Origin of the sequence: Rufibacter psychrotolerans, assembly GCF_016924645.1 — a bacterium.
GTDB classification, from domain to species: Bacteria; Bacteroidota; Bacteroidia; order Cytophagales; family Hymenobacteraceae; genus Nibribacter; species Nibribacter psychrotolerans.
Map to the genome: position 1 here is coordinate 1 of NZ_JAFFJV010000007.1, position 13,939 is coordinate 13,939.

A 13,939-nucleotide genomic window follows, 5' to 3' on the forward strand; every position below is an offset into this window, starting at 1 on the left:
TTTTTTTAGTGGTTTTTTTTGATTTGGGGTTTATTTATTTCTGTGTTTAACATACCGCGCCATAGTTGAGAATTAGATATAAACGCGATTATCAACAAGAGAGAATCATCCCCCTACCCCCTTCAAAGGGGGACGGAACGCGTACAAAATGAGAATGTCTAGCAGAATCTTACCAAAGGCATTTTGCCGTAGTATCCACAAACAAAAATCCCACTCCTAAAGAAGTGGGATTTTGACCTGTTTTCGGGAAAACGGCAGTAAAACGTTATTCGCAGCCGATAGCTCCACCAGAGCCGATGGGGGCACCGGGCGGAAGGTCTTTGTGCAGTTGCGGTTTGGCTTCTACCGGTTTCTGCAGGCGATCTAAGGCTAGCAGGGCATTGGCTTTCACTGCCTCGTTTGAGGATTTCGCCTGTTTCTTGGCTGTTTTCTCTAAGTTCTCTAAATGCAACAGGGCGGCAGCGCGTACCGGATAGGCGGCGTTTTCATCCTGAGAGAGCGCCAGCAGGTGCGTGAGTACCAGTTGTTGGGTGAGCAATTGAATTTGGCCGTCCAGCCCCGAGGCGGGTTTGGCCCACGTCTGTTCAATCACCTGGTTCCAGACTTCGTCCAATCCCAGCTTGCTGCCGCGGGCTTTCAGTTCTACCAGACGGGCAGCGCGTTCGGGATGGAACAGGAAGGACAACGTGAAATCAGCGGAGGCTTCGGCGGCGGCCAGTGGGTCAAAGGTGAGGCCGGTGCGTTTGTCAAACAACTCCCGCGTGGGCGACCAACCCGCTGGGCGGGGTGGAATGGCGGAGATGATCTTCTCCGGCAGGGTGAGTACGTTGGGTTGTAACGTGGCGAGTAGGGCATCCAGGGCTTGCTGCTGCTCGGCTTTGGGTACGAACTCGGTGACCACTTGTCCGTCGCCGCGGGAGGCGTAGGTGTAGTTCAGGCCACCTACTACTTTGGCGGCAGCTTCTACCTGGTAGCGGTGGTAATTGTAGATGGGCACCAGCACGTCTTCCAGCATGGCCATCGGCACGCCAGGTTTGATGTTGTTTTCCCCGAAACGCTCCAGGGCTTTCTGCCGGATGGCGAGTACGTTTCTCAGTTCCTCGGCAGCGTTAGGTCCGTTGTCCCAGAGGTGGGCCTGCGGATGCGCTCCGCCGGGAGCCCGTGAGTCACGGTCCGAGATGAATTGCAGGCCTTTCTGGTGACCTGCGCGCAGTAATTGGTCTAAGGCTTGTTTCTCGTTGGTGCCTTGCGGGAAATCCTGGTAGCCGTAGGTCACGGCCAGTTTGTCCCATTCGCCAATGCCCACGGCGTAGGCATCAGACAAGTCGATCTGCCCGTTGGAGGTGAGTTTCACAGTAGGGTGCGGGTAATCCATCACGGAGGCGCGGTTGCTCACGCTGGCGGCGTAGTTGTGCATGATGCCCAACGTGTGGCCTAACTCGTGCGCTGATAGTTGTCTTAACCGGGCCAGGGCCATTTTCATCATCTCGGGATTGGCGGGTTTGCCTTGTTCATATGGAGCCAGCAGACCTTCGGCGATGAGGAAATCCTGGCGCACGCGCAGCGATCCCAAACTTACGTGGCCTTTGATGATTTCTCCGGTGCGCGGGTCGGTGACCGAGGCCCCGTAACTCCAGCCCCTGGTGCTGCGGTGCACCCACTGAATCACGTTGTAGCGCACATCCATGGGATCAGCGTCTGCGGGCAGGATTTCCACTTTGAAGGCGTCTTTGTACCCGGCGGCCTCAAACGCCTGCGCCCACCAGCGGGCACCCTCCAGTAAAGCGGTTCTGATAGATTCTGGCGCGGCATGGTCTACGTAGCACACAATGGGTTCCACCGCCTCAGAAATCGGCGCAGCGGGGTTCTTTTTTTGTAACCGGTGGCGGGCAATGAACCGCTTCACAATGGGCTCATCAACGGGCGTGCTGAAATCCATGTACTCAATCCCGAAATAGCCAGCCCGCGGGTCCATGGCTCTGGGCGTGTAGTTCTTATCCGGTAGCTGGATGAAAGAGTGGTGCTGGCGCAAGGTGATAGCTTGTACCGAGGGCGTAACGCTGCGCACGAAACCGCCCGCGTCCTCACCGCCCACAAACGTGAGCGTGGCTTCAAACTCGGTGTTCTGCGGAAAGTTCTTGGTGCGGGGCAAATACATGACCGAGCGATCTGCATCCAGGCGGTAAGAGCCCTGCCGACTGCGCTTGATGCTGCCCACCACGTCATGGGCATCGCGAAGCAGAAATTGAGTAGCATCAACCAGCACTTTGTCTCCCTCGGTGGCTTCCACCTTGAAGCCCCACAACGCGGATTGAGCGAAAGACTGGGCCACGGCCTGTTCCTCGGCGGGGTTGCCGTTCATGGCGCGGTAGCCCTGGTTGGGTTCAATGAGCAGCACCTTGGGGCCAACCTTGTGGAAATACACCACGTGCTCGCCGCCCAGCTGTCCACGGTCCAGCCCGATATCATTGGAGCCGAGGCCAGCGGCCAGGGAGTTTACGTAGAAGAATTGCTGATCCAGTTTGTCAATCTCCAGCAGGATTCGGCCGGTAGCCTCGTCCCAGTAAAACGGAAAATAGCCGCTGAATTTCTGCATGCCAGCAGTTTTACCGGCGATTCCTGCGGGTTTGTTTAGGGCCCAGATGTGGGAAAATGCCAGAAAAGCGAACAGAAAGGAGAGGAGCGTTTTGCGCATGTTTTTGGAAAAGTAAGCCTGAAACGGAATGAGCTGGATAAGGTAGCGAATTTGAAACATAGGGGCAAGGCTATGTTCTGGCTGGTTGCCTTAGGTTTTATCTGTTAGCTCCTGAGAACGTCCGTGGAAGCAATATCATAATACCCCTATATTTGCGTTGAAACCGATCTGAACGCACTAATCAAACCTTGTTGAAAAAATGGCACTCGTCCAAACAACCTCGTCTCCTATCACTAGCCGTCGTTCGTGGGGGACTGTTCTGGGCGGATACCTGGCCCTGGCACTCACGTACCATGCCGCTGAATATGCTATGCGTTTCCACCAGCATATTCCGCTGTTCCTGGGGTTGATGCTGGCCGTGGTGCCGGTAGCCTATGTGGTGGCCCGGTTGCAGGGCTTCCCGGGTTTGAAAGCCTGGGGCATGCAGTTCAACAAAAAGTACGCGTTGCTGCTGCTGGTAGGCTTGTCGCTGGGCTTGCTGGTAAACGGACTGGCCTTCGCGGTGCGGCTGTGGATGGGCATTGAGGTGGTGAGCCTGGTACCCGATACCGCCACGTTGCTCACCCAGACGTTGCTTTTCGCAGTGGGTACCTTCCTGCCTTCTCTGGCCGAGGATATTCTCACCCGCGGCTACCTGTTTGGGCATTTGCAAGGGAAGTTGAGCAAGTGGGGCTTTGTGCTAGTGTCTTCCGCGGTCTACGTCCTGAACCACATCTATTCCCTTGATGACGGTTTCGCTGCGTTGGCGTATCTGTCTGCGCTAGGCATCATGCTGGCTATTCCGCTGGTTTATACCAGGAACCTGTGGTACACCGTGGGCGCGCACTGGGCCGGCAACATTGTGTACCGTTTGGGACAGGATGTGCTAAAAGTAGAAGAAGGCCCTTCCACTTTCCCGGGCCTTTGGGAACTGACCATCTTTGTTCTTCTTTTTGCGGTGGTGAATTATTGGGTAAGCCGGAGAATGGCGAAGAACTTGCGGTGAAAGCAACAGCTGGTACTCTGTTTTAGGCCTGTTTTATAGAAAGAAGCTAAAAAAAACGGCGATCACCTCTGGAAAGGAAGTGACCGCCGCTTGTATTGATTTAACCAGCAGGATGCCAAGTAACCAGGGTTCTGCCCCCCTTAAAGCACCTCTATGCCTACTACTTCCTTGATCTTGTAGTAGTTCTTGGCCGAGGGGACATACACCTCAATCTCCTGCCATTTTACCTTCACTTTGCTGTTGACAAACTTGTTAGAACCCGCCACAAATTTCTCTGAACCCGTAAACTACCTGAGCCAGATAAAAGACTTTTCATTGTTCTTGTCGTCTGTGAGAATGAAGTAGTTGAAGTCTTTGGTGTCAATGCGCTTCAGGGTGCCTTCGGTAGTGCCAGCCAGGGAGCCTGCTTCGTTGGCCTTGGCCATTTTCACCGACAAAGCAATGAAGCTCTGGCAATTGTCCTTGAAAAGGTTCTTGGCTACCTCTTCGCCCACCTTTTTCATGGCAGCCTGGTCAGAAATTTCCACATTTTTCTCCTCGGCGTACTGAACCATCAAACTAAGTTGCTGACTGAAACAGTCTACCACCGCCTTTTCGGCGCTGGGTTTGTCTGTGATCTGCTCTAAGTCAACCTTAGAAAGGCAGGCGCACAGATTATCAGATAACTTTTTTTCGGTGGCGCTAAGCGTTGCCTGGGCATTGGCAAAGGAAAAGAGGAAGCAACTAAAGAACGACAGGAGTAAAAATTTTTTCATGTAGGGTTGGTAAAAGGGTATAAAAATGTAAGGGTATAAAAAGACAATAATATCAATTAATGGAGGAATAAGAATGAGGCAATTCCTGGTGGGCACTTTTCTGCTTGCCGGTGCAAACAAGCCGCAGCGCCATGTGTTTCTCCTTGGCTTTGCAGAACAGGTGTAGCGTAAAGAAGCGGCGGAACAAAGCCGAAGGAAAACATTCAAGAATGTAAGAGGAACTTCCGTTTTGGGCCTCTTTTCTATAAGAGAGGCCCAAAACGGAAATGGCTACAACGTCACCCCAAATTTCTCGCCCAAGCCTTCCAGATCCTTCACCACCGGGGGCAGCAGCGGAATACCTTCTTTCAGGCGCTGCTCGGTAAAAATGCGCTCCGGATCGCCGGGGATGAGGACTTGGTGGCCTTCTTTGGCTTTGGAGCTTCTGAAGCGGGTAATCCAGTTGTCCATGTGGTGTTTGAAGTCCTCGGCGGGGCGGAAGGCGTCTACCCTCATGGCCCCGAAGAAGTGCCCGATGCCTTCGCCCACCGGATCTGCGGGCGGCGCCAGGAAACTCACGAACGGAGGCACCCACGGCCCGTAATTGGCCCCGGACAAGACGGCCGAGAAAATGTCTACCACGGCACCCAGCGCGTAGCCTTTGTGGCTGCCGGTATCGCCGCCCAAGGGGAGCAGCGCGCCGCCGTCTTTCAGTTCATGCGGATTAACGGAGGCCGAGCCATCGGCGGCCTGAATCCAGCCCAGGGGCGCTTCCAGGTTCTTGCGCTGCAGCATCTCCAGCTTGCCATTGGCGGCGGTGGTGGTGGCTAAATCGGCGACGAAGGGCGGTTGTTCATTGGCCGGAATCGCCACGGCGATGGGGTTGGTGCCCAGCAATCGTTCCAAGGAATAAGTAGGGGCCACGAGCGGACTGGCGTTAGTCATAGCCAGGCCAATCATGTCGTGCTCCAGGGCTTTCATGGCGTGGTACCCGGCAATGCCGTAATGGTTGGAATTCTTCACGCTCACCCAGCCGCTGCCGGCTACTTTGGCTTTCTCCAGCGCAATCTGCATCGCCTTTGGAGCCACTACCAGGCCAAGACCGCCGTCGCCGTCTACCGTGGCAGTGCTGGGCGTCTCATGCACCACACGCACATTAGGCGTAGCGTTGATGCGCCCTGCTTCCCACAACCGAACGTAGCCAATGAGGCGGGCTACGCCGTGCGAATCCACGCCGCGCAGATCGGCAGAGAGCAGGGTTTCGGTGGCCGTTTGGGCGTCATCTGGGGGGCAGCCGATGGCTAGGAATATCTGGCGGGAGAAATCAAAAAGGCGTTGGTAAGAGTACATGCGCAAATTCATTTGAAACGGTCAAAGGTAAGGCAATCCAAAGAAATGTTACCAGTAAGATTGCAGGCTTTGTGCCGGCTTCTGAGTAGGAAGTGCGGGAACCGCCTGCAAAGCGAGGCTTCCTGTAAGATGTAGCAGGCTGCCACTGTCCTGCGCTTTTCACCCGTAGGGGTGTAAGATAGTTGGCTGTCCTCCTGGTACTGTTTCAGGCCTGTTTTCCGGAAAATCGTTCTAAAACCAATTAATTAGACCAGGAAAAGCTGATGAAGCAACCCGCCGCCGTACTTTCGCATCTTCCTGGTAAAAGCAACCCCGCCGCTGATTTTTCTGGAACGGATTTTGCCTTTTGCTGAATATCAGAAACTGCTAATATTATGAAAGCACGCTTACTCTCCTACCTCTTCGTTTCGCTGCTCTTCTGGAGCGGGCAGGCCGAGGCGCAGTCTTCTACCAAAGTGCTCTATGAGCAGAACCGGCAGGAAACGATGTCTATTTCCAGCTTCGCCAATTCGCAACTCAATGCGTTGGTGCAGCAACTGGGGAGAGACAACCATCACCGGTCGGGGAAACTGGTGCTACCCGTGGAATTTGAGCAGCAGGAGAAAATCACGCGTACCGGAGACCAGGTAACGGTGAACGCCTCGGTACGGAACGTGCGGGTGCGGGAACAAGTGCTATTCCGGGAGTTCGATTTTGCTGATGCGTTAACGCCCACCGTGATCAATGCCAGGGTGCAGTTGCTAGGCCGCGAAGACAAAGTGCTGCAGACTTTTGATGTTTCCAACAAGCACATCAGCGAAGATGGCGCCACCATGCTGGTGCAGACTACCCTCAAAGACACCTCAGATTTCGCGGGATACAAGGTGCGGGTGGTGGAGAGAAAGCTCGGCTTTTCTGCGGGGAACGACGGTGCCGTACGGAACCGATTAACCTTGGTGGACCGCTATTATGACGCCGATGCCCGGTTAGCCGAACTGTCCCGGGGACTGCAGACCATCAACCCGAATGACATAGACCATCTGGCCGTGCACGGCGATCGGTTAAAGAGCCTGGAGCGGGATCTGAGCCAATTATACGACAGCCGCATGGAGCGGGAACTAGGCTTGAACCGGCATGACCCGGTGCAGTTACGCCGTCGGGCAAAAGACCTGGAAGTGCGCATGAGAGAGCGCCGGTTGGCCTTGGATCAGATGTGGGCGCGCCTGCCCGAGATCTACTACACCCGTGGTCTGGAACTAGCCATGAACGGCAACACCCGGGCCGGTAGGGAGTTCTTTGAGCGCTCTTTGCAGGCTAACCCCGCCTTCGCGCCGGCGCACCTGCAACTTGCCCGTCTGGACTTCAAAGCCGGTTACCTGAAAGAAGCCGCCCAACGCACCCGTGATCTTTTGAACCGCATGCAGGTTGATCCGGAGACCTATCAGTTTGGGCAGGAGTTGGCGTTGGACATCCAGAACGAGTACGTGCAGGAGGGCGAGCAACTGAACAACCAAGGCAAATACCGTCAGGCGCTGGAGCAGTTTGAGCAAGCCCAGGATTTCTGCCGAAGCATCTCCAGCCTGCGCTGCCGGGCAGAGTTGTGGGAGAAAGGCATTGTCTTCGCCAAAAACGGGATTTACGACGATTTGCTGCAAGACGGTCGCCAGGCTCTGAACCAGAAAAACCTGAGCCAGGCTGAGAAACTGGCCAAGGAGGCCCAGCAGTACGCCCGTACCAACAAAACCGCCATTGATTCAGATGCCGCTGCAACCACGTTAATGCGCGATGTGCAGCAGCAGTTCTATCTTGGCTACATGGCCGAGGGCCGCAAAGCGCTTCAAACGAAGCAATACAGTGCTGCGTTGACAGCCTTTGAGAAAGGCAAAAGCCTGGCCAGCGAGTATAACCTGACCCCGCAAGCCGATGCGGAGAAACTGCTTCGGCAGGCCGCCCGTCCGGTAATCCTGGCCAAAATTGCCGAAGGTCAGCTTCAGGCCAACGCGAACAAACTGCCCCAGGCCCGCACCATCGCCTCAGAGGTGACGAACCTGCAGATCCGTTACGGACTGGTGAATGACAAAGAATTGGATGGTAAGTTCCGGGCGCTGAGCCAAGGTATCTTCTCGCAGGAGTGTGCCAATGCCCAGGCTGCCTATGATCAGCACTACCAACGCTCTCTGCAATTGAGCGGCCAACGCCAGTTTGCCCAAGCCGCCGCCGAGCTGGACAAAGCCATTGCCGCCGCCAAACAAAACGGAGGCTGCGCCATTGCCTTCGCTACCGCCGATGTGGAGTTGACCCGCATTGATGCCCCGGCCCATTACCAGGAGCTGCTGCAGAAAGCCAATGAGTTGATCGGCCAGAACAACATGACCGAGGCGGTAAAAGTGTACCAGCAAGCCAGCCGCCATTTTGAAGAAACCGAGGTGGCTCGTTTTAGCCTCGGGCACCAGCCGCTGCTCACCTTTGCCATGGCCCACGAAAACAAAGCCTTCGTAGCAGAGGCGGCCCGGCACGCCGCGGCCAACGGAGATGCCGCTGGTTCCTTAGATTTGGTAAAACGCCTGGTTTCCTTAAAATACACCAAATATAACCTGAACCAACTGCAGGAACAAGTAGGCCAGCAACTCGCCACCCGAGACGCCCAAACCAACCCCAAAGCCGATTACAAGCAATTGGCCAACACCTACACCGCTGGCAACAAAGACTTGAAAAAGCTGAACAAGGCTTACCAGAAGCAGTTCAAGAAACTGACTTAGCTCTTTGGTGATAGTATAAAACGGCACAGCCTCTCTTGAGTAAGAAGAGAGGCTGTGCCGTTTTATATTCCAAATATTTTTATGGGGCTCTTGCCCCAAGGCAGTTGTAAACTGCCTTCATGGTAGGTCCAAGTCACAGACTTGAACCATGGAAAATATAAAGGAAATAGAAGAACCTATGGCGCGGAAGTAAATCCGTGCAATAGATCTCCTCTAGAAAGTGGAAAGGCACGGAAGTAACTTCCGCGCCATAGAGAATAGAGAATAATGTAGGAGTCAATTAAAGATGGATTAGCAACACCGCTGCTATGCAAGTCCACAGCCGGAAGATCCCGATTCCAGTCTTTGGCTCGAGCGCCTCGCTTGTGGCCCTTGAAGAACAGAAACTAAGAGAAGAGGGCAAGCGTGGGCCGCAAGGGCAGTGCGAGGGGCAAAGACGGGGCCCCGCGGCCGTGAGCGCACGGAGGGCAGCTATGCAAAGAGCTGCCCATAAATCCATAGACAAGCAGAAGCTACGTTAGCGAAAGCAAAAAACAATACGCACAATGCAGCAAACAAATTATTGCTGCAACAACTCCGCCAGCATCCCTTCCTTCAACGCATACGCCGATACCCGAATCTTCTCCAAGTTGTACTTCTCCAGCACCCAGGCAATGGCCACAGACGCCACTACAATCATGTCTACCCGCATGGCCAGCATGCCCGGAATGGCCAGGCGTTCGGCACGGCTTTTTTGCAGGAGCGCTTTGTACTGGTTCAGGAAAGTGTTGACAGACAATTCGGCCTCAGGACTGGCGTCCAAATCACGGGTGAGGCCCTGAGCGGCCAAATCCATGTCTACCAGCGTGTCGAAGGTGCCGGAGGAACCAATCAGGACCTCGGGTTGGTGCTGCAGCACGGCGGCGGTGAGCTTCTGTAACTGGTCTTGCAGGTAGTGGCGCAGGGCTTTCACCTGTTCGGGTTTGATGGGCTGTTCCTGGTCGGGGTAGAATTTGTCCAGCAGGCGCTGGGCCCCAATCTCGAAGCTCTTCTTCCAGAGAATGCCTTTGTCGGTGCCAAGGATGAACTCCACGCTGCCGCCGCCAATGTCCATGACCAGTACGGGCTTGGGGCCCACCTGCATGGCCATCTGTACCCCTTTGAAGATGAGCTCGGCCTCGCGGGCCCCGGAGATCACCTCCACGTCAATGCCGGTCTGCTCCTTAATGGCCTGCACCACCTCGGCCCCGTTGCTGGCGTTGCGCAGGGCGCTGGTGGCGGTGGCTTTTACCGCTTCCACGCCATGCTGCGTCATGGTCTCCTTAAACTCGCCTAGGGTGCGCAGCGCCCTGTCCTGGGCGGCGGCTGTAATCTCGCCTTTGCTGATGCCGCCTTCGCCCAGCTTCACCGGGACTTTGGTTTTATAGAGCGTGTTCTGAACGCCCTGGGCATCTAGTTCCACAATGAGCAGGTGAAAGGTATTGGTGCCAAGGTCAATAAAAGCTAATCGGCGGGACATCTTTTTAAATTAGAAAGTAAGAATTAGGAACGGGAGCGGCTGTGATTGTGTACGCTCAGGCTGCCTCTGTTCTTGGTAACAAAGGCAGTACGTAAATCATGTGGCTACGCCGATACAATTTTAGTAAAAAATGAAGGAAGCTGTTTCCGGCCTATTTTTCAAAAAGCAGCCTGGAAATGGCTGTGAGCTTGTTAATAGAATCATCTATGTAATCCTTATCCTTTTTTCTGTCATCCTGCAAGGATCTTGAGGGCAAACGGCAACAGCGTGTAAGACATGGTTATTCTAGCTGGTCCACAAGATCCTTTCAGGATGACAAAAGAGGAGGGAAGCGGTAGATGCGTTAACCTCCTGACGGACGGACCTACTTCACCGAGCTGAACCGAAAGAAGGTACCCAGCGGGAGTTTGCGCTTGCCCTGGTCTTGCAGGTACAGTTCACCCAGTTCTTCGTTGCGCACGGTGGGGCCGAAGGAGGCTCTGATGAGGTTGTCCAGGATGAGGGCCGAGAAGCCCAGGGAGTACAGGTTGATCACGAAGAAGTTGTGCTCGGGGTCCAGCAGCTCAGCGCAGAGTTTGATGAGCTCGTTGATCTGTTCCTCCAGGAGCCATTTCTCACCATCGGGGCCGCGGCCGTACGCAGGCGGGTCCAGGATGATGCCCTGGTATTTGTTGCCCCGTTTCACCTCGCGGCGGGCGTATTTCATGGCGTCTTCCACCAGCCACCTGATGTTGTCCAGGTTGCTGGCTTCCATGTTCTGGCGGGCCCAGAAGTTCACCTGCTTCACGGAGTCCAGGTGGGTGACATCGGCGCCGCCGGCGTTCGCTGCCAGAGAGGCGCCACCGGTGTAGGCGAACATGTTCAGCACTTTGGGTTTGCCGGGCAGCGCGCGGGTGCGGTCAAAGATAAACTGCCAGTTGGGGTCCTGCTCGGGGAACAGGCCCACGTGCTTGAAGGACGACAGCCCCAGCCGGAACCTAAGCTTCAGGTCGTTGTAGCGGTAGTTGATGAACCACTGCTCGGCCATGCCTTTCTTCAGTTGCCACTGGCCTTTCTCCTGGTTGCCTTTCTCGCGTTTGAACACGGCCTGGGCCAGGCGGTCCCACTCGCGCTCGGGCAGGTGTTTGTCCCAGGCGGCCTGGGGCTCGGGGCGGGCCAGCACATACTCGCCAAAGCGCTCCAGCTTCTCAAAATTGCCGCAGTCTATCAGTTCATAATCGGTCCAGGCGCTGGTGGTCAGGAAAGTGTACATAGGGTCAGGTAAAGTAATGGGGCAAAGGTACGCTTTTACGGTGAGCGGCGCAGTGCTTCTTACGGGATTGTGCCGGGCCGGTACCGCCTTTTTAGGGCTGTGGGGCACAAGATTTGTTTCGGGGCTGTTTTGCGGAAAAGCGCGTAAAAACAGGAAACCGGGGGAGCGCGCAGGCACGCCTTGGGGGAAATGCTTCCGGCATACTTATGTAAAGTAGCGCGGCGTTTCTTTTTTTGCTATTTTTCTAGAATTTTTCAGACCGAAGGCTGCGTCTTTCGGCCTAATAACCATCGTATTAAACCACATGAACCTTACCTTCTATAAATATCAGGGCACCGGTAACGACTTCGTGGTGCTGGACAACCGGGCCGGAACCATTCAACTTACCCAAGACCAAGTGGCGTTCCTCTGCGACAGGCGCAAGGGCGTTGGGGCCGACGGGCTCATGCTGCTGCAGCAGAAAGAGGGCTATGACTTTGAGATGGTGTACTACAACGCAGACGGCCGCCCCAGCTCTATGTGCGGCAACGGCGGGCGCTGCCTGGTGGCTTTCGCGCAGTTCCTGGGGGTGGTGGAGAACGAGGCTTATTTCATTGCCGCCGATGGTCCGCACCTGGCTTACCTGAAAGAGGGATTGGTGCACCTGCAGATGAAAGACGTAGACGAGGTAGAGGACCTGGAGGGGGCCTGTTTCCTGAACACGGGCTCGCCGCACTACGTGAAGCAGGTAGAAGCTTTGCAGGACCTGGACGTGTTCTCTGAGGGCCGGGCCGTGCGCTACTCAGACCGGTTCAGGGCCGAGGGCACCAACGTGAACTTTGTGGAGCACCTGCCCGAGAACCAGTTGTTTGTGCGCACCTATGAGCGCGGCGTGGAAGATGAGACGTTTTCCTGCGGTACGGGCGTTACGGCAGCGGCGCTGGCCGCCAGCCGCACGGGCTACACCAGCCCCGTTGCCATTCAGGTGCTGGGCGGCAACCTGCAGGTAAGCTTTGAGAAGGAGGGCAGCAGCTTCCGGAACGTGTTTCTCATTGGGCCCGCCGTGCAGGTGTTCAAAGGCGAGATCACGCTTCAATAAATCTGGTTTCCAGCCGGCCTCCCAGTAGTTCCACCGTCAACCCAGCGCTCTCCATGGCATCGCTCTCGTGTTCGCTTATCATTGCTACCTATAACTGGCCCGCCGCGCTAGACCTTTGCCTGCAGAGTGTGCTGCGGCAGGTGGTCATGCCCCAGGAGGTACTCATTGCCGATGATGGCTCTGGCGAGGAAACCAGGGCCTTGATTGAGTGCTACCAGCAACAGTTCCCGGTGCCCCTCATTCACCTGTGGCAACCCGACCATGGTTTTCAGAAGACCAAGATTCTGAACAAGGCCATCGCCCGGGCGCGGCAGCCCTACCTAGTGCAGATAGACGGCGACGTGATCCTGCACCCCAGGTTTGTGCAGGACCACCTGGCCCTGGCCAAGCGGGGTAAGTTTCTGGCGGGCGGCCGCATCAACCTTTCTGAGCAGAATACCCAGGAAGTGCTCCAGAACGCCACCACCCACTTCAGCCTGTCGGCTATCTTCAAGACCAGCAACTTGTTTAACGGCCTGCGCATTGGGTTCCTGCGGCACCTGCTGGCCGACCGCTACAAGCTGAAGGGCAAGAATAAGTACTACGCCAAGGGCTGTAACATGTCATTCTGGCGGGCAGACCTGCTGGCCGTGAACGGGTACAATGAATGCTACACCGGCTGGGGACCCGAGGACAGTGAACTGGCGGCCCGCCTGATGAACAATGGCGTTAGGAAAAGGGCCCTGAAAATGGGCGGCGTTTGTTTTCACCTGCACCACCCGTACGTAGATGCCAGCCGCAAGGCCATCAATGAGGAACTGCTGCGCACCACCATCAAAGACAACGTCACCTATTGCCAGAGCGGCCTGGACCAGTATCTTTAGCCGCAAAAGCAGACGCTTGTTTTTAGGCCGTTTTCCTGAAAACGTCGCGAAATCTCCTTACCCTAACTTTTCTAACCTGCCGCTGCGCCATGCTGCAAACCCCCAGAATCTTTCTGCGCGCCCCAGAGCCCACCGATGTGGAGTTCCTCTACCAGTTTGAGAACGACACCACCCTGTGGCCGGTGAGCTTATCGGTGGCGCCGTTTTCAAGGGAAGTACTGAGGCAGTACCTGGAGAACGCCTCCGCCGACATCTATGCCATGCGCCAGCTCCGGCTGATGGTCTGCCTGCAGCAGGACGGCACCACCATCGGCACCGTGGACCTGTTTGACTTTGAGCCCCTGCACCGGCGCGCCGGCATTGGCATTGCCCTGACCCAGGGCCACCGAGGGCAGGGCTACGGGGCAGAGACCCTGCAGGTGCTGGAGGCATACGTAACCCAGGCGCTGCAGCTGCACCAGCTCTACTGCTCGGTTTCCAAAGCCAATGCAGGCAGCCTGAAGCTGTTTCAACAAGCCGGTTTCCAGGAGGTAGGCATCCGGAAAGATTGGCTGAGAACACCCCAGGGCTGGCAGGATGTGGTGGAATTCCAGAAGATTTTGCCGGCTGTTTTGCCCCAGTAATGGCACAGAATGTGCCAAATACGGAAGCTTTCATGCAGAATAAACCACATCTAAAATTGGCGAATTTATACTGAATTCACCCCGTTTTTCTATAGGTTTCAAGGCTAAATACAAAAGAACGTA

At 55.5% G+C, this 13,939-nt stretch carries 11 protein-coding genes; 5 read left to right on the plus strand and 6 right to left on the minus strand.

Going from position 1 to position 13,939, the window contains the following annotated elements:
- Positions 1–265 precede the first annotated feature (265 nt).
- Positions 266–2,695 carry a zinc-dependent metalloprotease gene (locus tag JT718_RS08160; protein WP_205501818.1) on the minus strand — a complete coding sequence of 810 codons (2,430 nt, stop codon included), beginning with the start codon at positions 2,693–2,695 and terminating at the stop codon, positions 266–268.
- Between the two features lie 199 nt (positions 2,696–2,894).
- On the opposite strand from JT718_RS08160, the gene JT718_RS08165 reads away from it, so the two are divergent.
- Complete coding sequence (locus JT718_RS08165; protein ID WP_205501738.1) at positions 2,895–3,680, plus strand: CPBP family intramembrane glutamic endopeptidase; 786 nt, start codon at positions 2,895–2,897, stop codon at positions 3,678–3,680.
- A gap of 140 nt (positions 3,681–3,820) precedes the next feature.
- Here the strand turns inward: JT718_RS08165 and JT718_RS20645 are convergent, their stop codons facing one another.
- The 3 genes from JT718_RS20645 to JT718_RS08175 all read right to left on the minus strand — a co-directional run bounded on the left by JT718_RS20645 (position 3,821) and on the right by JT718_RS08175 (position 5,776).
- On the minus strand, positions 3,821–3,946 hold the full coding sequence (locus tag JT718_RS20645) for a hypothetical protein (protein WP_262897344.1): 126 nt from the start codon (positions 3,944–3,946) through the stop codon (positions 3,821–3,823).
- Positions 3,947–3,967: 21 nt separating this feature from the next.
- A complete protein-coding gene (locus tag JT718_RS08170) occupies positions 3,968–4,435 on the minus strand; it encodes a hypothetical protein (RefSeq protein WP_205501739.1) in 468 nt (155 codons plus the stop codon).
- A gap of 270 nt (positions 4,436–4,705) precedes the next feature.
- Entirely contained in the window at positions 4,706–5,776 is a 1,071-nt protein-coding gene (locus JT718_RS08175) for an Ldh family oxidoreductase (RefSeq protein WP_240337001.1), read from the minus strand.
- Between the two features lie 362 nt (positions 5,777–6,138).
- Between JT718_RS08175 and JT718_RS08180 the strand changes: the two genes are divergently transcribed.
- Complete coding sequence (locus tag JT718_RS08180) at positions 6,139–8,502, plus strand: tetratricopeptide repeat protein (RefSeq protein WP_205501740.1); 2,364 nt, start codon at positions 6,139–6,141, stop codon at positions 8,500–8,502.
- A 559-nt stretch (positions 8,503–9,061) separates the two neighbouring features.
- Here JT718_RS08180 and JT718_RS08185 read toward each other — a convergent pair.
- Complete coding sequence (locus JT718_RS08185) at positions 9,062–10,000, minus strand: Ppx/GppA phosphatase family protein (RefSeq protein WP_205501741.1); 939 nt, start codon at positions 9,998–10,000, stop codon at positions 9,062–9,064.
- A 364-nt stretch (positions 10,001–10,364) separates the two neighbouring features.
- A complete protein-coding gene (locus tag JT718_RS08190; protein ID WP_205501742.1) occupies positions 10,365–11,252 on the minus strand; it encodes a class I SAM-dependent methyltransferase in 888 nt (295 codons plus the stop codon).
- Positions 11,253–11,556: 304 nt separating this feature from the next.
- Here JT718_RS08190 and dapF point away from each other — a divergent pair, with 304 nt between their 5' ends.
- The 3 genes from dapF to JT718_RS08205 all read left to right on the plus strand — a co-directional run bounded on the left by dapF (position 11,557) and on the right by JT718_RS08205 (position 13,816).
- Positions 11,557–12,330 carry a diaminopimelate epimerase gene (gene dapF, locus JT718_RS08195; protein ID WP_205501743.1) on the plus strand — a complete coding sequence of 258 codons (774 nt, stop codon included), beginning with the start codon at positions 11,557–11,559 and terminating at the stop codon, positions 12,328–12,330.
- A gap of 53 nt (positions 12,331–12,383) precedes the next feature.
- Positions 12,384–13,193: a glycosyltransferase family 2 protein gene (locus JT718_RS08200; RefSeq protein ID WP_205501744.1), complete on the plus strand. Its 810-nt coding sequence runs from the start codon at positions 12,384–12,386 to the stop codon at positions 13,191–13,193.
- Positions 13,194–13,282: 89 nt separating this feature from the next.
- A complete protein-coding gene (locus JT718_RS08205; RefSeq protein WP_205501745.1) occupies positions 13,283–13,816 on the plus strand; it encodes a GNAT family N-acetyltransferase in 534 nt (177 codons plus the stop codon).
- Positions 13,817–13,939 lie beyond the last annotated feature (123 nt).